General features: G+C 61.3%; 25 protein-coding genes. 15 read left to right on the top strand and 10 right to left on the bottom strand.

Annotation, left to right across the window (positions count from 1 at the left end):
- Nucleotides 1-8: 8 nt before the first annotated feature.
- Nucleotides 9-1,052: a patatin-like phospholipase family protein gene (locus BUC40_RS18205; protein ID WP_073267594.1), complete on the bottom strand. Its 1,044-nt coding sequence runs from the start codon at nt 1,050-1,052 to the stop codon at nt 9-11.
- A 139-nt stretch (nt 1,053-1,191) separates the two neighbouring features.
- On the opposite strand from BUC40_RS18205, the gene BUC40_RS18200 reads away from it, so the two are divergent.
- Together BUC40_RS18200 and BUC40_RS18195 are read left to right on the top strand one after the other, a co-directional pair.
- Complete coding sequence (locus tag BUC40_RS18200) at nt 1,192-1,464, top strand: hypothetical protein (RefSeq protein WP_073267593.1); 273 nt, start codon at nt 1,192-1,194, stop codon at nt 1,462-1,464.
- 47 nt (nt 1,465-1,511) lie between these two features.
- Nucleotides 1,512-2,120, top strand: coding sequence for a flavin reductase family protein (locus tag BUC40_RS18195; protein ID WP_073267592.1), 609 nt, complete (start codon nt 1,512-1,514; stop codon nt 2,118-2,120).
- A 6-nt stretch (nt 2,121-2,126) separates the two neighbouring features.
- Here the strand turns inward: BUC40_RS18195 and BUC40_RS18190 are convergent, their stop codons facing one another.
- Complete coding sequence (locus BUC40_RS18190; protein ID WP_073267591.1) at nt 2,127-2,432, bottom strand: hypothetical protein; 306 nt, start codon at nt 2,430-2,432, stop codon at nt 2,127-2,129.
- Nucleotides 2,433-2,671: 239 nt separating this feature from the next.
- On the opposite strand from BUC40_RS18190, the gene BUC40_RS18185 reads away from it, so the two are divergent.
- The 6 genes from BUC40_RS18185 to BUC40_RS18160 all read left to right on the top strand — a co-directional run bounded on the left by BUC40_RS18185 (nt 2,672) and on the right by BUC40_RS18160 (nt 10,321).
- Nucleotides 2,672-4,630, top strand: a complete 1,959-nt coding sequence (locus BUC40_RS18185; RefSeq protein WP_073267590.1) for a methyl-accepting chemotaxis protein — start codon at nt 2,672-2,674, stop codon at nt 4,628-4,630.
- A 137-nt stretch (nt 4,631-4,767) separates the two neighbouring features.
- Nucleotides 4,768-5,685 carry an AAA family ATPase gene (locus BUC40_RS18180; protein WP_073267589.1) on the top strand — a complete coding sequence of 306 codons (918 nt, stop codon included), beginning with the start codon at nt 4,768-4,770 and terminating at the stop codon, nt 5,683-5,685.
- On the top strand, nt 5,682-6,638 hold the full coding sequence (locus BUC40_RS18175) for a DUF58 domain-containing protein (RefSeq protein WP_073267588.1): 957 nt from the start codon (nt 5,682-5,684) through the stop codon (nt 6,636-6,638). Before BUC40_RS18180 ends, BUC40_RS18175 begins: the two co-directional genes overlap by 4 nt.
- Nucleotides 6,635-8,629, top strand: a complete 1,995-nt coding sequence (locus BUC40_RS18170; protein WP_073267587.1) for a transglutaminase TgpA family protein — start codon at nt 6,635-6,637, stop codon at nt 8,627-8,629. Before BUC40_RS18175 ends, BUC40_RS18170 begins: the two co-directional genes overlap by 4 nt.
- Before the next feature lie 22 nt (nt 8,630-8,651).
- A complete protein-coding gene (locus tag BUC40_RS18165) occupies nt 8,652-9,413 on the top strand; it encodes a CHAD domain-containing protein (RefSeq protein WP_073267586.1) in 762 nt (253 codons plus the stop codon).
- A gap of 110 nt (nt 9,414-9,523) precedes the next feature.
- Entirely contained in the window at nt 9,524-10,321 is a 798-nt protein-coding gene (locus BUC40_RS18160; protein WP_073267585.1) for an acyl-CoA thioesterase, read from the top strand.
- Here BUC40_RS18160 and BUC40_RS18155 read toward each other — a convergent pair.
- The 3 genes from BUC40_RS18155 to BUC40_RS18145 all read right to left on the bottom strand — a co-directional run bounded on the left by BUC40_RS18155 (nt 10,297) and on the right by BUC40_RS18145 (nt 13,115).
- Complete coding sequence (locus BUC40_RS18155) at nt 10,297-10,515, bottom strand: hypothetical protein (RefSeq protein WP_139272209.1); 219 nt, start codon at nt 10,513-10,515, stop codon at nt 10,297-10,299. The genes BUC40_RS18160 and BUC40_RS18155 overlap by 25 nt on opposite strands.
- 112 nt (nt 10,516-10,627) lie before the next feature.
- On the bottom strand, nt 10,628-12,112 hold the full coding sequence (locus tag BUC40_RS18150; RefSeq protein ID WP_073267583.1) for a methyl-accepting chemotaxis protein: 1,485 nt from the start codon (nt 12,110-12,112) through the stop codon (nt 10,628-10,630).
- 151 nt (nt 12,113-12,263) lie between these two features.
- Nucleotides 12,264-13,115, bottom strand: a complete 852-nt coding sequence (locus BUC40_RS18145; RefSeq protein ID WP_073267582.1) for a TatD family hydrolase — start codon at nt 13,113-13,115, stop codon at nt 12,264-12,266.
- A gap of 206 nt (nt 13,116-13,321) precedes the next feature.
- On the opposite strand from BUC40_RS18145, the gene BUC40_RS18140 reads away from it, so the two are divergent.
- The 3 genes from BUC40_RS18140 (at nt 13,322) to BUC40_RS18130 (ending at nt 15,783) form a co-directional block, all read left to right on the top strand.
- Nucleotides 13,322-14,734 (top strand): MltF family protein, encoded by a 1,413-nt coding sequence (locus tag BUC40_RS18140; protein WP_073267581.1) that lies wholly within the window; start codon nt 13,322-13,324, stop codon nt 14,732-14,734.
- Between the two features lie 100 nt (nt 14,735-14,834).
- A complete protein-coding gene (locus tag BUC40_RS18135; RefSeq protein ID WP_073267580.1) occupies nt 14,835-15,269 on the top strand; it encodes a DoxX family protein in 435 nt (144 codons plus the stop codon).
- Nucleotides 15,270-15,483: 214 nt separating this feature from the next.
- Complete coding sequence (locus tag BUC40_RS18130) at nt 15,484-15,783, top strand: hypothetical protein (RefSeq protein ID WP_073267579.1); 300 nt, start codon at nt 15,484-15,486, stop codon at nt 15,781-15,783.
- Nucleotides 15,784-15,790: 7 nt separating this feature from the next.
- Here the strand turns inward: BUC40_RS18130 and greB are convergent, their stop codons facing one another.
- Genes greB through BUC40_RS18115 form a run of 3 tightly spaced genes read right to left on the bottom strand, consistent with a single transcriptional unit; the run spans nt 15,791 to nt 19,509 of the window.
- Nucleotides 15,791-16,288 carry a transcription elongation factor GreB gene (gene greB, locus BUC40_RS18125; RefSeq protein ID WP_073267578.1) on the bottom strand — a complete coding sequence of 166 codons (498 nt, stop codon included), beginning with the start codon at nt 16,286-16,288 and terminating at the stop codon, nt 15,791-15,793.
- 33 nt (nt 16,289-16,321) lie between these two features.
- Nucleotides 16,322-18,826, bottom strand: coding sequence for an ABC transporter permease (locus BUC40_RS18120; protein WP_073267577.1), 2,505 nt, complete (start codon nt 18,824-18,826; stop codon nt 16,322-16,324).
- Nucleotides 18,826-19,509 (bottom strand): ABC transporter ATP-binding protein, encoded by a 684-nt coding sequence (locus tag BUC40_RS18115; protein WP_073267576.1) that lies wholly within the window; start codon nt 19,507-19,509, stop codon nt 18,826-18,828. The genes BUC40_RS18120 and BUC40_RS18115 overlap by 1 nt, the downstream gene beginning before the upstream one ends.
- A 10-nt stretch (nt 19,510-19,519) precedes the next feature.
- On the opposite strand from BUC40_RS18115, the gene BUC40_RS18110 reads away from it, so the two are divergent.
- Genes BUC40_RS18110 through BUC40_RS18100 form a run of 3 tightly spaced genes read left to right on the top strand, consistent with a single transcriptional unit; the run spans nt 19,520 to nt 21,476 of the window.
- Nucleotides 19,520-20,125, top strand: a complete 606-nt coding sequence (locus tag BUC40_RS18110) for an arylesterase (RefSeq protein ID WP_073267575.1) — start codon at nt 19,520-19,522, stop codon at nt 20,123-20,125.
- Nucleotides 20,126-20,183: 58 nt separating this feature from the next.
- A complete protein-coding gene (locus BUC40_RS18105) occupies nt 20,184-20,465 on the top strand; it encodes a hypothetical protein (protein WP_073267574.1) in 282 nt (93 codons plus the stop codon).
- Nucleotides 20,466-20,522: 57 nt separating this feature from the next.
- On the top strand, nt 20,523-21,476 hold the full coding sequence (locus BUC40_RS18100) for a L,D-transpeptidase family protein (protein WP_073267573.1): 954 nt from the start codon (nt 20,523-20,525) through the stop codon (nt 21,474-21,476).
- A 120-nt stretch (nt 21,477-21,596) separates the two neighbouring features.
- On the opposite strand, the gene oprI is transcribed toward BUC40_RS18100, so the two are convergent.
- The gene (oprI, locus tag BUC40_RS18095; protein WP_073267572.1) at nt 21,597-21,848 is read right to left on the bottom strand and encodes an outer membrane lipoprotei OprI; all 252 of its coding nucleotides are present in this window, start codon (nt 21,846-21,848) and stop codon (nt 21,597-21,599) included.
- Nucleotides 21,849-22,206: 358 nt separating this feature from the next.
- Between oprI and BUC40_RS18090 the strand changes: the two genes are divergently transcribed.
- The gene (locus tag BUC40_RS18090; RefSeq protein WP_073267571.1) at nt 22,207-22,488 is read left to right on the top strand and encodes a GNAT family N-acetyltransferase; all 282 of its coding nucleotides are present in this window, start codon (nt 22,207-22,209) and stop codon (nt 22,486-22,488) included.
- A 58-nt stretch (nt 22,489-22,546) separates the two neighbouring features.
- On the opposite strand, the gene BUC40_RS18085 is transcribed toward BUC40_RS18090, so the two are convergent.
- Nucleotides 22,547-23,623 carry a 3-deoxy-7-phosphoheptulonate synthase gene (locus BUC40_RS18085; RefSeq protein WP_073267629.1) on the bottom strand — a complete coding sequence of 359 codons (1,077 nt, stop codon included), beginning with the start codon at nt 23,621-23,623 and terminating at the stop codon, nt 22,547-22,549.
- Nucleotides 23,624-23,667: the final 44 nt, after the last annotated feature.

Here is a 23,667-nt window from a genome sequence, read left to right as displayed (position 1 = left end):
CGGCGACCTCAGCGGTCGCCGCGTTCGTATTTGTCGAGCGTATCGCTGGCTATCTGCCGGCCCAGCATGATCAGCTCCGGCGCCTTGTAGAACTCGAAGAAGCGGCACACCCGCTTTGGCACGTTGATCAGGATGTCCGGCGGGTAGCCGGCAATCTTGTATTGCGAGAGCGAAGTCTGCATCACCTCGAAACTCTGGTTGATTAACTCCAGCAGCGACGCAGGCCCGGTCATATGCGCGACTCGCGAGCCGCTTGCCGATTTTGGCGCGCTGTCACCCTGAGGCGCAGCCGCCGGTTGCTGGCCATGGGGATCTACCGGTTCCTGCAGCCACAGATCGGGTTGTCGCGGCACTGCCGGTTCGGTTACTTCCAGCAGCAGCGGATCGTCCTCGCCGCCCCTTCGGCGCAGTGATGGCAGGTGCGAGCCGAGCGACGTCATGATCTGATCGAAACGACCTTTCATGGCGGCCGGACGCTCGATGACGGGCAACTGGTAATGCTGTTGATGCGCCGAGTTGAGGTTGACTGCGATGATCAGGTCGCAGTGGCTGGATACCACAGGCACGATCGGCAGCGGATTGAGCAGACCGCCATCGACAAGCATGCGCTTGCCCTGGATCACCGGCGTGAACAGGCTGGGAATCGCTGCCGACGCGCGCATCGCCTGATGTAGGCAACCTTCCTGAAACCAGATTTCCTGCTGGTTGGTGAGGTCGGTCGCCACCGCCGTGAAGGGAATGTTCAACGACTCGATGTTGATCTCGCCGACGATATCGCGAATCCGCCCGAAAACCTTTTCTCCACGTATGGCTCCCAGGCGAAAGCTGACATCCAGCAGGCGCAGTACATCGAGGTAATCGAGGCTTTGCGTCCAGTCGCTGTAGTCCTTGAGCTTGCCTGCGGCATAGATGCCGCCGACCACCGCGCCCATCGAGCAACCGGCGATGCAACCTATCTTGTAGCCGCGAGCTTCCAGCTCTTCTATCACGCCGATGTGCGCATAACCGCGCGCGCCACCGGACCCCAGCACCAGGGCTACTTTCTTGCTCATCCAACTCTCCTCGATACGCAGTGCCTGGCAGAAGGTATTTTGCGTTCTGCAGCACGTCGATAGTGGCACTTTTTCTCTAGGCTATCGTCTTAATCAACACCGGTTACCTGATTGCCGGCCAACTTCTGGAGTATGCGACATGAAAGCCTGGATTCTCTTACCGATTGCGCTGTTGGCGGGCTGCTCAGCGACCACGTCTTACCGCGATAGCTGTGCGTCCCAACTCGATGCTGCCTGGCAGGAACTCGACCTGGCCAAAGCCGAAGGCTTCGCAGGCACCGTCAGCTATTCCAAGGCAGCATCACTGATGACTGCGGCAAAAACCCAGCAGCAGTTTGAAGCCTATCGAGGTTGCACCAACAAATCGGAAAAGGCTCGCTTCTATATCCGTGAGTCCCGAGCGGGCCGTTGAGGGCGCGCTGGGTTAAGCTGAGGGCAGCCTGAATCCCGGAGATTGCAATGCTGCTCGATTTCGCTGACCTGACCCCACTCGATCGTTACCGCTGGCTCGCTTCAACCGTGACACCCAGGCCCATTGCCTGGGTGTCGAGCATTTCAGCGCAGGGCGTGACCAATCTCGCGCCCTTCAGCTTCTTTCAGATAATCAGTGATGAGCCGGCGACCTTGCTGGTCAACGTCGGCACTCGAGATGACGGCGCGCTGAAAGATACCCTGCGCAATGCCCAGGAAACCGGCGAGTTGGTCATCCATCTAGTGTCCTTTGCGCACTCCGAGGCAATGAACGCCAGTGCTGCGTTATTACCGCGCAGCACCAGTGAATTCGTGCATTGTGGGATCGACTCGATGGCCAGTACCCGCGTTGCACCTCCTCGCGTCAGGGGCGCCGCGGTGGCGTTCGAGTGCCGGGTTGCACAGATCATGGGCTATCCCGAAGGGCAGCCGAACCATCACATGATTTTCGCCGAAGTGCTGCTGGCGCATATCAGCGACGACGTGCTCAACGAGAAAGGCCGAATCGACCCGCAGCGGCTCGATCTGGTCGGGCGTTTGGGCGGCACGGCCTATAGCCGCACGCGTGATACTTTCGACCTGCAGCGCCCGCTTTAAACGGTCCTACCAATACAGCTCTATGCGCGAGCGCGGGGAGCGCTCGTCCACACGTGTACTGGCTTGCGCAAGGGCTCCGCGGTCAACTCGCAGGTCGGCATTCTGGTAGCGAATGCGATAGCCGTCTCGGCAATCGTGATTGGTCAGCAGCAAGCTCTGCTGCTCAGTGCTGCTGTCGACCTGACAGGCGCTGTGCACAGTCAGGCGAATGCCTACTTCTCCGCCTGCCATCTCGGCGTAACTCTGAGCGCTTGCCAACAGGCCGACCAGAACCAGGGCAAGGCGAGGAATGCTGAGAGAAGGTGTGGGCATGTCGAGAATCCTGCCGACGTGATCTTCAGCCAGTAGGCGATTCGATTCTACCAACGAGCCGTGCTTGATAGCGAAGTGCTATCTCGTGTGGAGGGTGTGTTCCGACAACCGACAGTGATCTGAAAACGACGCTGCTTTAGCTAAAAATACCTCCAGATCAATTACTGGCTTGTCGCCATCAGTCAGGTGTTTCACTGTTGATGCCTGAAGGGCATACGCCCAGCTCGGGAGTGTCGACAATGGTTTCTCTACGCTCACTGGCCAGTCTTGCTACCGCGGTCAAATTGTCGTTGGGGTTCGGGGTCGTCTTGGTACTCACTCTGGTGGTGGCCGCCGCCGGTTTTTTTGCTCTGCGTGATGTAGGCGCGAGGTTCTCGCTGCTCGAACATTTCAGCGATATCAATGATCGGGTCGCGCAGATGCGCAGCACGGAGCAGAGCTTCATCATCAGCGGCGACGCGGCACAAACCCAGCGTCTTCATGAGCAGGCGCAAGCCATTCGCGAACAGGTCAAGCAGCTGCTTGAGCAGGTTTCCGGGGATGAGCGCGTTGCGCTGCAGCAGGTCGATGAAGGCGTTGCCGGGTACGTTGAGGTCTTTGATCGCTATGTGGAGCAGAGCGATAACATGCGTCTGTCGCTGGATGCGGCGAAATGGCTGGTAGTGGGCGCTGCCAACAGCCTTGATCTGCTCAAGGAAGGGTTGGCCGAAGACGGTGTTTATTCCCTTAAGGACAGCCAGGGCACTGAAGGCGGCGATGCCGTTACGCAGGCAGGGCAGATCGGCAAGGTGCATGTGCTACTTCTGCAGGCCCTGGAGCAAGCGCGGGTACTACTGGAAAGCAGCCGCACCAGCGGGGAGGTGCCCGATACGAAAATCCAGGAAGCACTCGATGCCCAGGCCCAGGCCGCGCAACTGCGCGACGCGCTGCGTGATCCGGGGTATCGCTCTGTGCTCGCTGAAGTGGTGGGCAATATTGACTCGTTCAATGAGCGTCTGAAGGAATACACCGACCTGCTGAAACAGCAACAACAGGAGCATGCCAAGCTGGTCGAGCGTGCAGGTCAGGTGGTTGAGCTGGTCGGCCATACCTATGCCGAGCAGAAAGATGCGGTGCACAAGCTGGTGCGCGCCAGCGCGCTGTTGATCCTATGCGCCGCCGGCGCCGCGTTGCTGGTTGGCTTGCTGGCAACCTTAATTATTACCCGGGTGATCGTGCGGCCGCTTAAGCAGGTGACAGCCGTTGCTCAACGTATTGCCGCCGGCGACCTAGGCGCCGAGATCGAGGTGACGCGCACCGATGAGATTGGCCAGCTGCTGCTGGCCATGCAGGGTATGTCGCGAGACCTGCGTACCATGGTTGGCCGCCTGCAGGAGGGCGTTACCCAGCTCTCCACGTCGGCACAAACGCTTTCATCAGTTACCGAACAGGCCCGTCAGGGCGTCAATGGGCAGAAGGAAGAAACCGATTTGGTGGCAACTGCGATCAACCAGATGGCAGCGACGGTTCATGAGGTGGCGCAAAACGCCGAACAGGCCGCAGCGTCTACGGCACTGGCCGATTCGCGGGTCGGCGTGGGCCGCGAGGTAGTGCGCGAAACCTTGCAGCGCATCGAACAATTGGTCGCCGCCATGGCGGTGACGCGTCAGGGCATTGAGCAGCTGAGCCAGGACACGCGGCACATCGATGCGGTGCTTGAAGTGATCAAGAGTGTGGCTCAGCAGACTAATCTGTTGGCTCTCAATGCAGCGATCGAGGCCGCGCGTGCAGGAGAGCAGGGACGTGGATTCGCGGTAGTCGCCGATGAGGTGCGCGCGCTGGCCAAGCGCACGCAGCAATCCACCGAGGAAATTGACGGCCTGCTCGGTGTGTTGCGCGCGGGAGCTGGCCGTTCGGTGGCGGATATGCGCCAGAGCGATGAGCTGGTCGAGCAGGTGGTGCATGACGCCGAGCATACCCAGCAAGCGCTGAGCAGCATCGCTGAGGCCGTTGCGGTGATTCACGGCATGAATCAGCAGATCGCTGCAGCGGCCGAGGAGCAAACGGCAGTGGCCGAAGATATCAACCGCAGCGTGACGTCGATTCGCGACATCAGTGAACAGTCCGCTGCAGCCATGGAAGAGAATGCCGGCTCCAGCCAGCAATTGGCCGCCCTTGGGCGCGAGCTGCAGGGCATGGCCGGGCACTTTCGTCTGTGAGTCGAAGTTGACGACCAGGTCGCAACTTGTCCGCTCAAGCACGGGCGTGCGCACAGTTTCGTCAGCAAACATTACGTAACGCTTTGCCCGCTGCCATCAGGTCAGTAGCATCGAGCCACTTGCATGAGGAGTGGACGATGCACACGAAACTGGACGCCTGCCTGGATACCGTAAACCAGGTACTGCTCGGCAAGGAGGCGCAGGTGCGCCTCGCTCTGACCTGTCTTTTGGCGCGCGGCCACCTGCTGATCGAGGACTTGCCCGGCATGGGCAAAACCACCCTTAGCCACGCCTTGGCCAAGGTGCTGGGCTTGAGTTTTCAGCGTATTCAGTTCACCTCCGATCTGCTGCCCGGCGATATTCTCGGCACCTCGGTGTTTGACAAGGACAGCGGGCAGTTTCTGTTTCATCCCGGGCCGATCTTCGCCGAACTGGTGCTGGCAGACGAGATCAACCGCGCCACGCCGAAAAGCCAGAGTGCGTTGCTGGAAGCCATGGAGGAGGGGCAGGTCACTATCGAAGGTGCGACCCGGCCACTGCCCGATCCGTTCTTCGTTATCGCCACCCAGAACCCGATCAGCCAGAGCGGCACATTCGCGTTGCCCGAATCTCAGCTGGATCGCTTTCTGATGCGTCTGTCGCTGGGCTATCCGGCCCGTGCTGCGGAAAAAGCCCTACTGCTGGGCGAGCCGCGGCGTTCGGTGCTGCCGACGCTCGATGCGGTACTCAATCATGTCGAGCTGGCCAAGCTGCAGGCCGAAGTACCGAAGGTGCGTGTCAGTGATGCGCTGGTCGATTACGTGCTGCGTCTGGTCGAGGCCACACGCAGCCAGCCGCAGTTCGCCTGGGGCTTGTCGCCACGCGCTAGCCTGGCGCTGTTGGCTGCTGCGCGGGCCTGGGCGCTGTTGGCCGAACGTGATTATGTGATTCCCGAGGACGTGCAGGCCGTCCTGCCGTCAGTAGCCGGGCACCGCTTGCGTGATCAGGCAGACCCCGCCGGGCACGGCGGTGGCGCCCTGGTGCAGTGGCTGCTGCGCGAAGTGCCTGCGCTTTGACGACTGCGTTCAATAAGCGCTGGAACCGCTGGCTAGCCAAGCGCATTCCGGCCGCTGCCAGTGTTCAGCTCAACCAACGGCGGATCTTCATCCTGCCGAGCCGGGTCGGCGTAGCCTTCCTCTTTGCCCTGTTGGTCATGCTGCTGGCCGCCATCAATTATCAAAGCAGCCTGGCGTACGGGCTGACCTTTCTGCTCGGTTCGGTTTTCATCGTCACCATCCTGCACACCTACCGCAATCTGGCGGGGTTGGTGCTGCACGCTGGCGGTGCTGGGCCGGTGTTCGCCGGCGAGTCGGCGCGCCTGCGTGTGCGCCTGGAGAGCCGTGGCCGCGCCCATGAAGCTATCGCACTGGGCTGGCCGCCTGCCGAGTTGCAGCAGCTGGATGTGGCTGCGCAGGGCTCGGCAGAGTGCGAGCTGGGTCAGCAAACGCAGCGCCGTGGTTGGCTGCGCCCCGGCAGGTTGCGGGTCGAAAGCCGCTTTCCATTGGGCCTGCTGGTAGCCTGGAGCCATGTCGACCTTGACCAGGCGGTGCTGGTGTACCCGCGCCCGCTGGAAGGCGAATTGCCGTTGGCGGCTGGTGGCCGCGAGGATGACGAGCAGGCCGGGCAACTGAGCCAGGGGCAGGGCAGCGATGATTTTCAGGGACTGCGCACCTACCAGCCGGGAGATTCTCGCAAGCGCTTGCACTGGAAGGCTTACTCGCGCGGCCATGGTTTGCTGGTCAAGGACTTTGCTGCCCAAAGCGGCCGCGATTTGCTGCTGGATTTCGATGTGCTCAGTGGTGATTTGGAAAGTCGCCTGTCGTTGCTGTGTCACTGGGTGCTGGTGCTTTGCGAGCGTCAGCAACCGTTCGGCCTGCAGCTACCGAATGAGGTGTTGCCGGTCGCCATCGGTGAGCGACATCGTGAAGAGTGCCTGCGTGCGTTGGCGTTGTGCGGGGCTCAGGTATGAGCAGCGTGTCGGGCATTCCGCGTATCAGTCTGACGTGGCTGTTGGTGGCCCAGGGGCTGGCCATCCTGCCACACGCGTTCCATCTGCCGGTGTGGGCCATCGGCCTGTGGCTGGCGTGCGCGCTGTGGCGTATACAGATATTTCGCATGCGCGCCGGCTACCCCAGCCGCCTCGTGCGAGTCTGCCTGATCATCCTGGCGGCAGCCGGCGTGTTCCTGTCCCGCGGCACCCTGGTCGGGCTGGACGGCGGCGTGGTGCTGCTGGTGGCCGCGTTCACGCTCAAACTGTTAGAGATGCGCACTCGACGTGATGCGCTGGTGGTGATTTTCCTCGGCTTTTTCGTGGTGATTACCGCGTATCTATTCGATGACAGCATCCTCGTCGCGCTCTTCAGCCTGCTGCCGGTTTGTGCCCTGCTGGCCGCGTTGATCGGCTTGCAGCAGAGTGGCACGGCGACTCGCCCTTGGCGCACGCTGCGTCTGTCGGCCAGCTTGCTGCTGCAGGCGCTGCCGCTGATGCTCCTGCTGTTCCTGTTCTTTCCGCGCCTGGGGCCTCTGTGGTCGCTGCCGGTGCCAAACGATCGCGGCGCGGTCACCGGGCTTGCCGATAGCATGGCGCCGGGTGATATCGCCGAGCTGACGCGCTCCAGCGAGCTGGCCTTCCGCGCCAGTTTCGAGGGCGAGGTGCCGCCGCGTAACGAGCTTTATTGGCGTGCGCTGACACTCGACGACTTCGATGGCCGGCGTTGGTCGCAATCATCCGCTGCGCAATTTTCGCCAGCACCCGAGTGGCAAGCGCGTGGCGAGGCGAAGCGTTACAGCATTGTCATGCAGCCGACCACGCGACCCTGGTTGTTCGCCCTTGACGTTGCGCAGACCGATTTGCAGGGCACGCGGCAGATGGGTGATTTTCGCTTGCAGCGCATTCGGCCAATTGATCGGCCGCTGCTCTACAGCGTCAGCTCTTGGCCTCAGGCTTTACGCGAGCCGCAAGTGCCCGATGCGCGCCTGAAGACCTGGCTGCGTCTGCCGCAGCAGGGCGATCCACGCAGCCGTGCCTGGGCCGCTGAGCTGCGCAGCCAATACCCGCAAGATGAACAGCTGATCCAGGCCTTGCTCAGCCATTTCAACCGCCAACCCTACGTGTATACCCTGACGCCAACGCCTTTGGGCGCTGATTCCATCGATGGCTTTCTGTTCGATACGCGCAGCGGCTTCTGTGCCCATTACGCTGGCGCGATGACCTTCGTGTTACGCGCCGCCGGCATTCCCAGCCGAGTGGTGGCCGGTTACCAGGGCGGTGAGCTGAGCAGCAATGGCAATTACGTGCAGGTACGCCAGTTCGACGCCCACGCCTGGGTCGAATACTGGCAGCCGGGCAAGGGCTGGACGAGTGTAGACCCGACCTTTCAGGTCGCTCCCGAGCGTATCGAACAAGGCCTCGAACAGGCACTGGCAGGTGAGCAGAGCTTTCTCGCTGACTCGCCCTTTTCACCGTTGCGCTATCGCAATCTGACCTGGCTCAACGAGCTGCGTCTGGCCTGGGATGACCTCAATTACGGCTGGCAGCGCTGGGTGCTGGGCTACCAGGGCGCGCAACAGTTCGAGCTGCTGCAGCGCTGGTTTGGCCAGGTTGATGCCAGCCGTCTTATCCTCGCACTGGTCGGCGGCGGTGGTTTTTTGCTGGGCCTGCTATCGTTGTGGCTGTTCAAGCCCTGGCGCGTTGAGCGTGACCCGTTGCTGCGTGTATTCCAGCGGTTCGAGCAATTGTTGGCTCAGCACGGCGTGTCGCGCCAGGCTGGCGAAGGACCGCGTGCCTTTGCGGCGCGCGCAGGTCAGGTTCTGCCCGCGCAGGCCGACGCCATCAACACCTTCGTGCAGATTTTCGAAGCGCAGCGTTATGCTGGGCAGAACGTTTCCCCGCGGCTTTTGCACCAACAGCTGAAGACGCTGCGCCGCGGGCTGCCATGGCGTTGGAGTCGATCCCCATGACCAGTTTTCCAGGAGTGCTGCATTGAGTGGTTTCGTCGGCAAGTTGCGCAGCGAAGTGCTGCGTTTGCAGGTCGCACTTTATGCCTGTCGAGAGCGCCTGCAGGCGCAAACCGATGGTGAGGCGCTGCATGATCTGCGTGTTTGTCTGCGCCGGTTGCGCAGCCTGCTCAAGCCGCTCAAGGGCGCTGCCAGCAGTGATTCGTTGCAACAGCGTGCTGCCGAGCTCGGGCGCCTGAGCGGCCCGCTGCGAGATCTGGAAGTATTGATCGAGCTGCTGCGCAAGCAGGGTGAACACGCAGCCGCCGACAGGCGCACCGTGCAGCGCCGCAAGGGCGACTCGCTGGTGTTGTCGAGCAGAGCGCTGCCGGCGTTGTTTCAGGCGCTGGACGAGTGGCCATACGAGCTAGCGGTACAGCAAGCCAGCGGTGAGCTGGATGATCTGGAAAGCAACGTGCGGCGCTATTTGCGCAAGCAGCGTGGCAAGTTGGTCGACGCCTTGCGCGACCCGCAACATGACCGTCATCAGGTGCGCTTGCTGATCAAGCGCGTGCGCTATACCGCCGAGGCTTATCCGCACTTGTCACCCTTCAAGGCCGACCAGTTGCGCCTACTGAAAAAAGGCCAATCTGCCCTCGGTGATTGGCACGACCACTTGCAGTGGCTGGCAACGGCCGAGCACGAGTCTGATCTGCGAAAGTTCGTTCCTGCTTGGCGCCAGTCCATGCAGGACGCCGAGCAGTCGGCGGAAATGATTCAGGCACGCCTGCTGGCGGCGCTTGAGTGATCTATTTGTATTCTGCTCAGCAATGACCGAAATGACGCCTGCTAAATACTCGCGGTGGCGCAGCGAGTCTCTTAGCATCTGGCCATAGGCCAACCTTTATGGAGATGGGCATGGATTTCTTCGAGTTGCTGGAGCAGGTGGAGCGCACGCCTGAGGCGTTGACGATTGCCCCGGATTGGGGTCAGGGGCGTACGGTTTTTGGTGGTCTTGTCGTCGCGTTGGTCTATGCCGTGATGCGCAGTAAGGTGGCGGCGCAACGTCTGCCACGGTCTCTGTCGATCACCTTCGTCGCGCCGGTCACGCCTGGCGTGCCGATCTGCTTCGAGGCCGAGGTGTTGCGCGAGGGCTCGGCGGTCAGCCAGGTGCTCGGTCGGGCGCTGCAAAATGGCCAGGTGTTGACCCTCGTGCAGGGCAGCTTCGGTGCGCCACGCGCTTCTTCGGTCGTGGTTCAGGCGCAGCCCACACCCGTGCTCAAGGCAGTGGGAGACAGTCAGGAGTTGCCTTACATCTCTCAGGTCACGCCGGAGTTTACCCGGCACCTGGCGATGCGCTGGGGGCTGGGCGGCTTGCCATTCAGTAGCAGTCAGTCCCGCGAGATGGGCGGCTGGGTGCGCTTGCGCCAGCAGGAGCGAGTCAAAACCATCGACGAAGCTCATTTGCTGGGTTTGGTCGATGCCTGGCCACCGGCAGTACTGTCATTGCTCAAGAAGCCTGCGCCCGGCAGCTCATTGACCTGGACCATCGAATTCATCCAGCCGCTGAGCGCGGTCACTTCTGATCAGTGGTGCCTGTATCGCGCCGAAATCGAACATGCCCGTGACGGCTACGGGCATATCGCGGCGACGTTGTGGAGTGCAGGTGGGGAGTTACTCGCTATCAGCCGTCAGACGGTGACGGTTTTCGACTGACCGCCCGCCATTAGTGCCTGGCGCGCCAGCGCGTAGGAAGCAATTGCGCCGAGGCCCGACAACGTCAGCGCCAGCGGACCAGCTCCGCTGCCTGCCAGAGCGAGGGAAACCAGCAGCAAGGGAAGGGCGATAGCCAGCATCGGCATGTCGAGCGAGTCGGCGGTGGGGGCGAGTGGGGCGGTTTGCGTATTCATGGTCAGCTCCTGCATCAGATGGAGCCAGTCTATGGCGCCCGGTGCGGGGCCGCGAATTGATCCCTGCTATATGGCAGATAGCTTTTCTGCTATCTGCCACCGCTCATAACGGTCAGGACTTGAGCTGGCGAATGGCCGTGGACAGCTCGCCTGCCAGCTCGGCCAGTTGGCTGCTGGTGGTGGCTGACTCCAGCGTTTGCTGCACAGTCCGCTCGGTGACGTCGCGGATGCCGATTACCGAGCGGGTCATTTCTTCAGCCACCAGGCTCTGCTGTTCAGCCGCCACGGCGATCTGCGTGTTGCTCTCGCGCATCAGCGCCACCGCGCCGGTGATGGCGACCAGTGCCTCGCCGGCCTCATTGGCTGCACGCACACAATCATCGGCTTTGAGCGTGCTCTCCTGCATGAACTCAACGGCATCGCGGGTGCCTGCCTGCAGCGTACCGATCATGCTGGTGATCTCGTCGGTGGAGTCCTGCACTCGTTTGGCCAGATTACGCACCTCATCGGCCACTACCGCGAAGCCACGACCCATTTCGCCGGCGCGCGCCGCTTCGATGGCTGCATTGAGCGCCAACAGGTTGGTCTGCTCGGCGATGCCGTGAATCACGTTCACCACGCTGCTGATCTTCTGGCTGTCGGCTGCCACCTGTTCGATCATGGTCGCCGTTTGCTGAACACCAGTGGAAAGCCCGGTGATCGAATAGACCACGCGGCTCACCACGGCCTGGCCAGCGCCGGCGAGCTGATCAGCCGCCTGCGATTGGTCGCGGGTAGTAGCCGCATGTTCGGCGATGTGGTGAACGGTGGTCGACATCTCGTTAATGGCGGTAGCGGCCTGATCGGTTTCACTCTGCTGGCCGAGCATGCCTTTGCGCACATCCTTCATGCTTTGCGCCAGGCGTGCGGTGCCGTCATCGAGCTGCGAGGCGGCTTGGATAACTGCGCCGACCACCCGTTGATAACCCTCCTGCATGGCATTGAAGGCGCCGGCCATCTGCCCGACTTCGTCGCGGCTCTGCAAGGGCACGCGTGCCGACAGGTCGCCGTTCTTTTCGACATGCAGCATCACGTCTTTCAGGGTGTTGAGGTGGGTAAGCAGAAAGCGGATGAGCAATTGCGAAGCTGCCAGCAGTGCAAGCATCAGCACCGCAACTGCCAGGGCGTAGCTGCCGGCCCGCTCGCCAAATACCTGCGCCAGGCTTCGACCGTAAGCCGGTATGGCGACGCGCTGCTCGCCGTTACGCTCGACGATTTGCACGCCGAGCAGGGGATCGCTGCCGAACACAGCGTCGTGATCGAGGGCGATCCAGCCACGGCCATTGCCCAGTGACTTAGCATTGATTCCGCCAGGCAGGCGTGGTGCTTCATCAGCCTTGAAGGTGATCAGCCCCGCTGCGTTCGGCACAGGCTGCGCTGCCGGCCAGGCTGCAACCAGTTGCGCCCGCTTCTGTGCGTCTGCTTGTGCCGCTCTGGCGAAGGTGTCCTGTTCCTGAAGCATGGCGAACAGAACCAGGAGCAGGGTGGTGAAGAAGGCGACGGCGTTGACCGCCCAGAACTTGTGTTTCAGGGGAATATCGCGAATCCAGACGGGCATGTTTTTTTGCTCTCGACATGAATGGAATGCTAGCAAGGCGCCATCATTTTTTCATGAGCAAAAAAACATCGCTTGATCTGCGTCAACGGCGACCGATTCCACGGCCACCAGCGGTCTGGAAGCCGTGGGCGCGCCCCGTTAGCGGCAGCGATCAGTCTGACTTGCGCTCGTTTTCACGTTCTTCGTCACTGGCCTGTTCGACTACAACGGGTAGCCCGAAGAAAGCACGGGCGCAGGCGGTGGTGTGGTTGGCCACTTCGCTCACCGACTCCTGACGGTGCAGGGCCACTTCACGCAGAACTTCAGGCAGAAATGCCGGTTCATTGCGCCCGCTCTTCGGTTTTGGCCGCAGGCTGCGCGGCAGCAGGTAGGGCGCGTCACTTTCCAGCATCAGGCGGCCGACGGGGATTTCCCTGACCAAAGGGTGCAGATGAGCACCGCGACGCTCATCGCAGATCCAGCCGGTGATACCGATGTGCAGATCCAAGTCCAGGTAGTCGAACAGCGCACGCTTTTCGCCAGTGAAGCAATGCACCACGGCAGCTGGTAGACGATCACGGTAATCGCGCACTATCTGCACGAAGCGTGGGTGAGCATCGCGTTCATGCAGAAACACCGGCATCTGCAAATCAGCCGCCAGGCTCAACTGCTCCTCCAGCGCTTTCTCTTGCAGCGGGCGCGGTGAAAAGTCGCGATTGAAATCCAGGCCACATTCTCCCACTGCCTTCACCTGGGGCTCGGCGAGGATTGCCCGCAGGCGTTTGCTGTCGTCGCTATTCCAGTTTCGGGCGTCATGAGGGTGCACGCCGGCGGTGCTGAACAGCCGATCACCGTGCTTGTCCAACTGCCGGCACAGGCTCAGCGCATGATCGCTTTCGGCCAGGCTGGTGCCAGTCAGCACCAGTTGGCATACGCCCGCCTTGAACGCGCGCTCGAGCAATGCCGGGCGCTGTTCGTCGAAGCTCGCGTGGGTCAGATTGACGCCGATGTCGATGAGTTGCATGGTGTGACCCTGTGGAACTGAAGAGGCGCAGCATAACAGAGCTTCTTATTGCTAATAAAAAGCCAACAATTACAAAAACTTGTGGCCGAATCGTGAAGTAAATAAACAACTGTTGGCGTGAGGTCGGCGAGCGTGCGACTCTCCGCGCCCACTCTTGCTTCACCCGTCCCGGCTATCAGCCTGTTTCCGCTACCGGAGCATCGACATTGCGCGTCCTCTTTATCCTGTGCCTGCTGCTCTCGCTGCCGTTGCCGGCAGTGGCGCGTATCGCCGGCCCGGTGGAGGTCATCAACCCGGCGGCAGCACGGGATCTGCCGGGTATTCGCAAGAGCGGTGAGCTGCGGGTGTTGGTCAACCAGAGCCGCAATAGCTCGGGTGAGGTCAAAGGGCAGAGCATCGGTGTCGAATACCAGCGCTTGCGTGCACTTGAGCAGTACCTCAATCGCAATGGCCGTGATGGCCGCAGTGTGCGCCTTAAAGTCATCCCTAAAGCCAAAGACCAATTGCTCGCGGCCTTGCAGCGTGGTGAAGGTGACTTGGTCGCGCCTGGTGAGCTGCTCAGCAGCCAGGGTGGCGGCAACGTACTCGCCAGTGAGGCGATCCGCCGCGATGTACCGGTAGTGATTGTCGCGCGCCAGGGCAATCGACGTTATCAGCGCCTGGAGCAGTTGGCCGGGCGCAGCCTGTCGCTGCCAGTCGGCAGCATCGCCAAGGACGCGCTGCACGACATTAACAGCAAGCTCGAAGCGCGCAAGCTGAAACCTATCGTGGTCGAGTGGGTGGACCCAACCCTGGCAGTCGAAGACGTGCTGGAAATGGTCCAGGCCGGCATTTTCGATTTCACCGCTGTCGAGCTGCATATCGCCGAGCGTTGGGCGAAGGTGATGCCCAAGTTGCGTATCGACCGGCATCTGGTGCTCGATGATCAGGGCGACATGCGTTGGTACATGCGCCGCGACGCGCCGATGCTCAGTGCCAGTGTCGACCGTTTCCTGGAAGGCTACCGGGTGCCGGACGATCAGGACGCGGCTTTCCAGCGTGTCTACCGGCGCCTCTATAAGGTGCATTCGCCCATGGGGCGCGCCGAGCGCCAGCGCCTGGAGCGCGTGCGCCCGGTACTGCAGCGCTATGCCGAGCAGAATGATTTCGACTGGCTGGCGCTGGCCGCTCTGGCATTCAAGGAGTCAACGCTCAACCCAGCGGCACGTGGCAGCAGTGGAGCGACCGGGCTGATGCAGATTACCCCGGCAGCGGCGCGCAGCGTTGGAATCAGTGATATTTCCCGGGTCGAGAACAACGTCCAGGCCAGCGCCAAGTACCTGGCCAAGATTCGGCGCGGCTTCTTCAACAGCCCGCGGCTCAACGAGCGCGAGCGCATGGCGTTCGTGCTTGCCGGCTACAATCTGGGGCCGCAACGCGTACAAAGCCTGCGCGCCGAAGCGCGGCGGCGCGGCCTCAACCCGGATCAGTGGTTCTTTCAGGTAGAGCGCGTGGCCATGGAAGAGCTGGGGATGGGCGTTGTCAGTTACGTCAACGCTGTCAATAAGTACTACCTGGCCTACGCGCGTGAACGCTATTCCCTAGAGCCTTCACAGCAAAAAGTGAGTATGCGCAAATAATCGATAAATCTGATTTGTTTGAGCGGCTTTATTCGGTATTCATATTTAATTAATAAATTAATATGGCGCCATCTCACTCACGCAGCAAAGGACTCGCCCCATGATCGCTCTCATTAAATCTCTGGCAACCACTCGTGCGGGCTACGGCCTGACAATCCTGCGGGTGCTGGTTGGCATCACGTTCGCAGCCCATGGCTCGCAAAAGCTGTTCGGCTGGTTCGGCGGTTATGGTCTGGCGGGTGTGGCGCAGTGGATGGAAAGCATCGGCCTAGCGCCGGGTTACCTGATGGCATTGCTGGCCGGTAGCGCCGAGTTCTTTGGTGGCCTGGCGCTGATCATTGGCTTGCTGGTGCGCCCGGCAGCGGCAGTGCTGACCTTCACGTTGGTGGTAGCGATCTTCTCCGTGCACATCGGCAATGGCTTCTTTATGAGCAACAACGGTTACGAGTTCGCGCTGGCTTTGATGGCTGCCACGCTGGCGCTGTTGGTCGATGGTGCAGGCCGTCTGTCTCTGGATAAACGCATTGCCGGCTAACCGCCGCACGTAGCAAAAAGCCCGCTAATGCGGGCTTTTTCGTTATTGACAGGACGATCCGCAACTCTCTAGGATTGCCGCTTGCGCCGATTTAGACAGCTACTTGCGGGGCGCCTCAGGGGTTCTTAACGAATCTCGAAATTCCGCTAAAGCGCTGGTTCGGTGTTGCCTCTCACCGCTGCCCAGCGGGATTTCCGAGGCGGAGACAAGCACCATGACCTGTTCCCAGGCTGCGCAAATTCGTATCGTTCCTATCACCACCCGGCTAGCTCGGCGCAATCCGCGCATTTTGCTGTGTGGTACTCATCAGCCGACGCTGCTACGTTATCTCGATGGCTGGCCCGGCCGTCGCGAAGGCCAGCGCGCTTTTCTCGTGCAGTTTGCCGAGGAAGGTGAGTTGCTAAAGCGCTTCGCCAATGACAGTTTCGATTTCGCGGTTCTGCAGCGCCCAAGCGCAGAGGCACTCGGCCAGCTGACGCGCATTGCCCGGCAAGGGCTGATCACCCTGCGCTGAGCGGTGCTTATGGGTAGTCGATGGCGATGATGTACCAGTACTTGTCGCCGGTCGGCGTCTGTACCCGTACTTCTGCGTCCAGGCCCTTGCCGATCAGCGCTCGCGCCAAGGGTGAATCGATGCTGATCAGGTTCAGTTTGAGGTCGAGCTCGTCGGGGCCGACGATGCGGTAGCGTGCTTCATTGCCGTCTTCGTCCTCCACGGTGACCCAGGCGCCGAAATACACTTTTTCCGGGTCGCTCGGCCGCGTGTCGACCACCTTGAGCTTTTCCAGGCGCTTGGTCAGAAACCGCACGCGACTGTCGATTTCGCGCAGCATTTTCTTGCCATAGGTGTACTCCGCATTCTCTGAGCGATCACCCTGGGCTGCAGCTTCGCTGACCGAGCGGGTCACCTCGGGCCGGCGCACGTGCCAGAGCTCGTGCAATTCAGCGCGCAAGCGCGCCTCGCCTTGCGGGGTGATCAGGGGCGTGCCCGCGGCGCGGGGAGGGCGGTATCGGCTCATGCTGGGCTCGGTCTATTGCGGGTGCGCAGTTTATCAACCCTCGCGCAGTACGGTGAGTGGGCTGGCGTTCAGAGCGCGTCGGGTGCCGAATACGCCGGCGATGCCGACCAGCAACGCACCGATCAGTGGCAGCACAAGCAGCCAGGGGTGCGGTTGCCAATCTAGCTGGAAGGCGTAGCGGTAGATCAGGAAGCTCACCAGCTCGCAGCCCAGCGCCGCCAGCAGGCCGCTGGCGGCGCCCAGTAGGCCGAATTCGGCGCGCCTAGCGCTAACGAGTAGTTTGCGTTCGGCGCCCAGTGCGCGCAGCAAGGCGCCCTGGTGGATGCGCTCATCCAGGGTTGATTGCAACCCGGCGAATAACACCGCAAGGCCGGCCGCGAGCACGAACAGCAGGACGAACTCGATAGCGATGGTGACCTGGGCAAGAATGCTGCGCAGTTGATTGAGCAGCGCCTCAACCTGGAGCAGGGAGACCGACGGGAACGCCCGCGACAGCTCCACCAGCTGCCGCTCGTGCTGCGGCGGCAGGTAGAAACTGGTCAGGTAGGTGACCGGCAGATCCTTGAGGGTGCCTGGCTCGAAAATCATGAAGAAGTTGGGTTGGAAGTTGTTCCAGTCCACCTTGCGCAGATTGCTTACCACCGCTTCCCGATCGACGCCGCCGACATTGAAGGTCAGCCGGTCGCCGAGCTTGAGATGCAGACTCTTCGCCAGCTCGTCTTCTATCGATACGCCAGGCAATTGCCCGGTTTGCCCGCCTGTCCACCATTGGCCTGCAGTAAGCGTGTTGCCGTCGGGCAGGTCGGCGCTCCAAGTCAGGCTCAGGTCGCGACGTACCGCGCGCTCGCCGCGCGAGTCCTCGCTGACGTACTGAGCAACCGGATCACCGTTGACCTGGGTCAGGCGCCCCGGCACTACCGGATAGAGCGGCGCCGGGTGTGGGGAAAGCTGTGCCAGGCGTTCGGCGAACGCATCGCGCTCGGCTGGCAGGATGTTCAGGGCGAAATGATTGGGCGCATCGGCCGGGAGCTGCTCCTGCCAGTTATCCAGCAGCTCGCCGCGTAGCAGCGCGATAAGCGCCATTGCCAGCAGAATCAAGCCAAATGCCAGGGACTGCCCAGCGGCCGCGAGGGGCCTACGCAGGAGTTGGCCAAGGCCGAGCCGCCACGGCAACGAAGCGCGTGCCAACAACCGACGCAGGCTCTGCAGGCCGAGCAATAACAGGCCGCCGAGCAGCAGGGCGGTGATCAGGCCGCCGCCGAGCAAGGCCAGTGTCAATGCCAGGTCCAGGCTCAGGCGCCACATGATCAGCCCCAGCGCAAGCAACGCCGCGCCGTATACCAGCCAGGAGCTGGCCGGGACTGGCAGCATGTCGCGGCGCAGTACACGCAGTGGCGGAACACGGCCCAGTGCCGCCAGCGGTGGCAATGCAAAACCCGCTAGCGCTACCAGCCCGGTAGCGATGCCCGCCAGCGCGGGCCACAGGCCGCCGGCGGGAATCTGGGTTGGTAACAAGCCTTGCAGCAGATAAAACAGCGTCTGTTGAGCGAGCCAGCCGAGCATGGCCCCGGCAAAACTGGCGAGCAGGCCAAGAATCGCCAATTGCAGGCTAAACAGGCTCAAAGCTTGCCGGCGAGACAGGCCGAGGCAGCGTAGCAGGGCACTGGCATCGAAGCGCCGGCTGGCAAACCGCGCTGCCGACAACGCCACGGCTACACCGGCCAGCAGCACGGCGGCGAGACTTGCCAGGTTGAGGTAGCGCTCGGCGCGATCTAGAGCGCCACCTACACGGCGGCTGCCATCGCGGGCGTCATCGAAGCGTTGATTGGCCGCAAGGCCCGGTTCGATGGCTTGCCGGTAACTGGCCAAGGTATCGCTCGGCCCGTTCCATTGCTCGATGTAGCGCACACGGCTGCCCGGCTGCACCACGCGGGTTGCCGGCAGGTCATCGAGGTGCATCAACACATGGGGTGTGAGGCTGTAGAAATCGCCGGCTTCATCCGGCAGGTAGGTCAGCACCCTCGTAAGACGCAGCTTCTTGGCGCCGACTTCGATCTGGTCGCCGGTTTTCAAATCCAGCGCCACCAGCAGGCGGGCCTCGGCCCATACTTCGCCTGGCTGTGGCCCGGCGCTGACGGCCTCCTCTGCGTAGGGCTCGCTGGCGCTCTTGAGTTGGCCGCGCAATGGATAGCCGTTACCGGCCGCTTTGACACTGGCCAGCTGAATGCCAGCGTCGGTGGCGATCACGCTGGAGAATTCGACGACTTGCGCGTGTTCCAGCCCGCGCTCGGTGCCGGCATCGATCTGCTCGGCGCTGGCGGGCGCGCTGCCCCTGAGAATCAGGTCGGCACCGAGAAACTCGGTGGCGCGCAGGCTCATGCCTTCATTGAGTCGAGCGCCGAAATAGCCGATGGCGGTGCTGGAGGCGACCGCGATCAATAGGGCGAAGAACAGCACGCGCAGCTCGCCGGAGCGCGCGTCGCGCAGCAGTTGCCGGCCCGCGAGTGACAGCAGGCTGAAAAAGGACAGGTTTCTCATCAGGCGTTCACCGATGGCACAAGGTGGCCAGCCTCCAGACGGATGATGCGCTGGCAGCGAGCGGCCAGGCGCTCGTCATGGGTGACCAATACCAAGGTCGCGCCTCGCTCCTCATTGAGCTCGAACAGCAGATCGCTGATGCGCTCGCCGGTGTGGGTGTCCAGATTGCCGGTTGGTTCATCGGCGAATAACACGTCAGGCTCAGCGGCGAACGCCCTTGCGATGGCGACCCGCTGTTGCTCGCCGCCGGAGAGCTGGCGTGGGGTGTGGGTCAGGCGGGCGCCAAGGCCAACGCGTTCGAGCAGCTCGGTGGCACGCTGGCGGGCATCGCTGCGGCCTTCAAGCTCGAGGGGAAGCATGACGTTTTCCAAGGCATTGAGGCTGTCGAGCAGTTGGAATGACTGGAACACGAAACCCACATGCTCGGCGCGCACCCGGGCGCGCGCGTCTTCATCCAGGCTACCCAGGTCATTACCCGCCAGCAGAATGCGGCCGTTGCTCGGTAGATCAAGCCCGGCGAGCAAGCCGAGCAGGGTGGATTTACCGGAGCCCGAGCTGCCAACAATGGCCAGGCTGCCGCCTTTCTCCAACTCCAGCGACAGGTCATGAAGGATGATCAACTCGCCTTCCGCGCTGGAGACCACTTTGTTAAGGTTCTGCGCAGACAGAATGCTAGAGCTCATGAGGAATCCGATGCGTGCGATATGGAAAGGGGCCGTGCTCGGCCTGCTGCTGGTAGGGCAGATGGCGCAGGCGGGGACCGTGTTGGTCGTCGGCGATAGTATCAGCGCGGCTTTTGGCATGGATACCCGCCAGGGTTGGGTTCAGCTGCTCGATGAGCGCCTGCGAGATGAAGGCTTTGAGCATCAGGTAGTCAACGCCTCGATCAGTGGCGACACCAGTGCCGGCGGGGCCGCGCGCCTGCCTGCGCTGCTCTCCGAGCACCAGCCGGATCTGGTGATTGTCGAGCTCGGTGGCAATGATGGCCTGCGCGGCCTGCCGCCCAGCCAATTGCAACAGAATCTTGCCGCCATGATCGACGCGTCGCGCAGCGCCGGAGCCAAGGTGCTGCTGCTGGGCATGCGCATTCCGCCTAATTATGGCGAGCGCTACACCACGGCTTTTGCCAGGGTCTATGACGAGCTAGCTGCGGACAAGAATGTGCCGCTGGTTCCCTTCCTGCTGGAGGGCGTGGGTGGTGTCGATAAGCTGATGCAGGACGATGGCGTGCATCCCGCTGTAGAGGCCCAGCCGCTGCTGCTCGAGAATGTCTGGCCAACGCTCAAACCATTACTGTGACGGGCTTTTCCGCTGACGGTGTTTCGGCTAATGTGGCGCCCCCGCTCTGGAGCCCTCAATGTTGCGACCCGGCTGGTCTCTGTACGCTTACCAACTGATCGAACCGGACGAGCAGCTGGATCTGTTCGCCTGTCGTGAGGTGAAGGTGCATCTGGTCGCTCGTCAGCTGGAGCTTGGTGGCTATGCTGACCGCACCTTATGTGGCGGCCTGCTGCCTGCGCAGCCGCTCTGGCGTGATCTGGAGCGGCCTATACTGCAGGATCGACGGCTATGCCGTGCCTGCCTGGCAACGCTCGATGCCCAGCGGCGCGGTGAGCGCCCTGCGTGGCCGGGGCGTTGACATGCGCCACGGTATACAATCAATCCCTATCCTCATAACACCTTGAAGGTTTTCTGCATGTCGCCGCGCGTTTCAGCTCTTGTCCGCTGTCTGTCGTTGTGTGTTGCTTGTGTGGCAGGTTCCGCTGCTGCACTGGAGTTGCCACTGCCGCCTCCCGGTGAGGATATCGTCGGCGAGATCAAGGTGATCAAGGCGCGTTACGAAGACACCTTCGCCGATATCGGCACCGCAAACGATCTGGGCTATCTTGAAATGGTCGCGGCCAACCCAGGCGTCGATGCGTGGCTGCCGGGGGCAGGCACCGACATCGTGCTGCCGACTCGATACATCCTGCCGTCAGGCCCGCGCGAAGGCATCGTGATCAACCTGGCCGAGTATCGTCTTTACTACTTCCCGAAGGGCCAGAACGTCGTCTACACCTATCCGCTGGGTATCGGCCGCGAAGGCTGGAGCTCGCCGGTAACCGAAGCGCGCATCACCGCCAAGACGCCAAATCCGGGCTGGTACCCACCGCAGTCGATTCGTGAAGAGCACGCCGCCGACGGGGATCCGCTGCCGAGTTACGTGCCGCCAGGCCCGGATAATCCGCTTGGCCCCTACAAAATGTCGTTGTCGGTGCCGGGTTACCTGATTCATGGCTCGAACAAGAAGTTCGGCATCGGCATGCGGGTCAGCCATGGTTGCTTCCGCATGCTCAACAACAACGTACTTGAGCTGGCCGACAAGGTGCCGGTCGGTACGCCGGTACGCATCGTCAATGAGCCCTACAAATTTGGCGTGAGTGGCGGCAAGGTTTACCTGGAAGCGCATACGCCGCTTGGCGAGGAAGATGCTCCAGCCGTTGATCATCACACCGAAGTCGTCAATGCACTCATCAAGCGCAGCGATCTGAGTGCAGATACGCTCGACTGGGATGTGGTGCGTGAGGTGGTTGCAGCACACGATGGTCTGCCAGTGGAGATTGCCTCGCCGCGTGATGCAGTCATCCAGGCGCAATCTCCCACGCTTTGAAACCAGCGTTGTGAGAGTAGGGTGAACGACGTCTGTAAAGGCGTCGTGTTTTTTGCGCAGTCATAAACCTGCAGGCATAAAAAAAGCCGGCTCAAGAGCCGGCTTTTCCAACAGTCGCTATTACTTGCGGCTGGCTTTTTCCAGCATACGCAGAGCGCGCTCGTTGGCTTCGTCAGCAGTTTGCTGAGCCTTCTGAGCAGCAGCCATTGCTTCGTCAGCCTTGCGATAGGCTTCGTCGGCACGGGCTTGAGCACGAGCAGCTGCGTCTTCGGTAGCAGTCAGACGAGCTTCAGTTTCTTTGGTGACGCTGCTGCAACCGGTAGCCAGAACTGCGGCCAGAGCCAGAGCAGAGAATTTCAGAACGTTGTTCATCGTGTTCCCCTTAGGGTAAGTTTTTGCTTTTAATGAAGCCCTTTCCCGAACCCGGAAAATGACCGGCGTACATACTACCTGTAACTTTTAGTAAGTAAACGGACAGCAGGCAAGGGTTCCGATTTTTTTCTCTAAAAATTAACGCTCTACTACCGAATCTTCGTGTGCATTGACCGATGAAAGCCGGATGATTCGTTGATTCGAGAAATGACTTTCTCGTGAAGCGATGTTCAATTTCCAAGCATAGGGATTTTGCCTTGCCCTTTGCCGTGCACAATGGCTTTATATCCTATTGTTACCGGATGTACGCAGGCCCTGCCGAGGGATGTCGTGTCTGGCCCAATCGAGAGGAGTAGTAATGAGCGAGCCACTGTCCATTCATCATGACCTTGCCGGTCACCAGTTCGAGACCACAGTGGATGGTGATCGCGCTTATCTCTCCTACATGGATCTGGGCAAGCAGACGCTGGATATCTATCGCACCTTCGTGCCTAACTCGCTGCGTGGTCGCGGCATCGCAGCAGCGCTGACTAAAACCGCACTCGATTACGCTGACCGCATGGGCTACACCGTGATCGCTTCCTGCTCCTATGTAGAGCGTTACATGGAGCGCACTGAAGGGGCCCCTGACCAGGAATAGTGTGTTAGCCGCACCAAAAACGCCGAGCATATGCTCGGCGTTTTTTATGGCAGTTACCTTAGCCGCGCTGGCGCTTGGGCAGCACATTCTTGAGCTTGGCGTGCATGCCGCGCAGGGTCTTCTCGGTGCTTTCCCAGTCGATGCATGCATCGGTGATCGATACCCCGTACTTGAGCTGAGAGAGGTCTTTGGGGATCGACTGGCTACCCCAGCCCAGATGACTCTCGACCATCAGGCCGACGATCGACTGGTTGCCTTCGAGAATCTGATTGGCGACGTTTTCCATGACCAGAGGCTGCAGCGCCGGATCCTTGTTGGAGTTGGCATGGCTGCAATCGACCATGATATTTGGCTTGATCGCGGCCTTTTTCAGTTCCTGCTCACAAATCGCCACGCTAACCGAATCGTAGTTCGGCTTGCCGTTGCCGCCGCGCAGTACCACGTGACCGTAGGCGTTGCCCTTGGTTGTCACGATCGACACGCCGCCTTGCTGATTGATACCGAGGAAGCGATGCGGGCTGGAAACCGACTGCAGGGCATTGATGGCTACCGTTAGGCCGCCATCGGTACCGTTCTTGAAGCCAACAGCGGAGGAGAGGCCCGAGGCCATTTCCCGGTGAGTCTGCGATTCGGTGGTGCGCGCGCCGATTGCGGACCAGCTGATCAGGTCCTGCAGGTACTGCGGCGAAATCGGGTCCAGCGCTTCGGTAGCGGTGGGCAGGCCCATTTCCGCGAGATCGAGCAAGAGCTTGCGACCGATGTGCAGGCCGTCCTGGATCTTGAAGGAGTCATCCAGGTACGGATCGTTGATCAGGCCTTTCCAGCCCACGGTGGTGCGCGGCTTCTCGAAGTACACGCGCATGACCAGATAAAGCGTGTCAGACACTTCCGCCGCCAGCACTTTCAGGCGTTCGGCGTATTCGTGGGCAGCTTTGATGTCATGGATGGAACAGGGACCAACGACGACGAACAGGCGGTGATCCTTGCCGTCGAGGATGTCGCGCACCACCTGGCGGCCTGCTGCTACGGTGCGCTGCGCGCTCTCGGTCAGCGGGATCTCGAGCTTGATCTGTTCGGGGGTGATCAGCGTTTCATTGGAGGCGACGTTCAGGTCGTTGATCGGTAATTCAGCTATCGTGCTTTTCATCAGGTGGGTCATCGGGTCACGGGAGCCGGCCG

Origin of the sequence: Phytopseudomonas punonensis, assembly GCF_900142655.1 — a bacterium.
Lineage (GTDB): Bacteria > Pseudomonadota > Gammaproteobacteria > Pseudomonadales > Pseudomonadaceae > Aquipseudomonas > Aquipseudomonas punonensis.
The sequence above is the reverse complement of the archived record's forward strand: the minus strand, read 5'-3'. Positions and strand labels throughout refer to the sequence as shown.

What these genes read in the sequence shown, in the direction of transcription:
- BUC40_RS18205 (WP_073267594.1), bottom strand. Translation starts at nt 1,052, where the DNA reads ATGAGCAAGAAAGTAGCCCTGGTGCTGGGGTCCGGTGGCGCGCGCGGT.
- BUC40_RS18200 (WP_073267593.1), top strand. Translation starts at nt 1,192, where the DNA reads ATGAAAGCCTGGATTCTCTTACCGATTGCGCTGTTGGCGGGCTGCTCA.
- BUC40_RS18195 (WP_073267592.1), top strand. Translation starts at nt 1,512, where the DNA reads ATGCTGCTCGATTTCGCTGACCTGACCCCACTCGATCGTTACCGCTGG.
- BUC40_RS18190 (WP_073267591.1), bottom strand. Translation starts at nt 2,432, where the DNA reads ATGCCCACACCTTCTCTCAGCATTCCTCGCCTTGCCCTGGTTCTGGTC.
- BUC40_RS18185 (WP_073267590.1), top strand. Translation starts at nt 2,672, where the DNA reads ATGGTTTCTCTACGCTCACTGGCCAGTCTTGCTACCGCGGTCAAATTG.
- BUC40_RS18180 (WP_073267589.1), top strand. Translation starts at nt 4,768, where the DNA reads ATGCACACGAAACTGGACGCCTGCCTGGATACCGTAAACCAGGTACTG.
- BUC40_RS18170 (WP_073267587.1), top strand. Translation starts at nt 6,635, where the DNA reads ATGAGCAGCGTGTCGGGCATTCCGCGTATCAGTCTGACGTGGCTGTTG.
- BUC40_RS18160 (WP_073267585.1), top strand. Translation starts at nt 9,524, where the DNA reads ATGGATTTCTTCGAGTTGCTGGAGCAGGTGGAGCGCACGCCTGAGGCG.
- BUC40_RS18155 (WP_139272209.1), bottom strand. Translation starts at nt 10,515, where the DNA reads ATGAATACGCAAACCGCCCCACTCGCCCCCACCGCCGACTCGCTCGAC.
- BUC40_RS18150 (WP_073267583.1), bottom strand. Translation starts at nt 12,112, where the DNA reads ATGCCCGTCTGGATTCGCGATATTCCCCTGAAACACAAGTTCTGGGCG.
- BUC40_RS18145 (WP_073267582.1), bottom strand. Translation starts at nt 13,115, where the DNA reads ATGCAACTCATCGACATCGGCGTCAATCTGACCCACGCGAGCTTCGAC.
- BUC40_RS18135 (WP_073267580.1), top strand. Translation starts at nt 14,835, where the DNA reads ATGATCGCTCTCATTAAATCTCTGGCAACCACTCGTGCGGGCTACGGC.
- BUC40_RS18130 (WP_073267579.1), top strand. Translation starts at nt 15,484, where the DNA reads ATGACCTGTTCCCAGGCTGCGCAAATTCGTATCGTTCCTATCACCACC.
- greB (WP_073267578.1), bottom strand. Translation starts at nt 16,288, where the DNA reads ATGAGCCGATACCGCCCTCCCCGCGCCGCGGGCACGCCCCTGATCACC.
- BUC40_RS18120 (WP_073267577.1), bottom strand. Translation starts at nt 18,826, where the DNA reads ATGAGAAACCTGTCCTTTTTCAGCCTGCTGTCACTCGCGGGCCGGCAA.
- BUC40_RS18115 (WP_073267576.1), bottom strand. Translation starts at nt 19,509, where the DNA reads ATGAGCTCTAGCATTCTGTCTGCGCAGAACCTTAACAAAGTGGTCTCC.
- BUC40_RS18110 (WP_073267575.1), top strand. Translation starts at nt 19,520, where the DNA reads ATGCGTGCGATATGGAAAGGGGCCGTGCTCGGCCTGCTGCTGGTAGGG.
- BUC40_RS18105 (WP_073267574.1), top strand. Translation starts at nt 20,184, where the DNA reads ATGTTGCGACCCGGCTGGTCTCTGTACGCTTACCAACTGATCGAACCG.
- BUC40_RS18100 (WP_073267573.1), top strand. Translation starts at nt 20,523, where the DNA reads ATGTCGCCGCGCGTTTCAGCTCTTGTCCGCTGTCTGTCGTTGTGTGTT.
- oprI (WP_073267572.1), bottom strand. Translation starts at nt 21,848, where the DNA reads ATGAACAACGTTCTGAAATTCTCTGCTCTGGCTCTGGCCGCAGTTCTG.
- BUC40_RS18090 (WP_073267571.1), top strand. Translation starts at nt 22,207, where the DNA reads ATGAGCGAGCCACTGTCCATTCATCATGACCTTGCCGGTCACCAGTTC.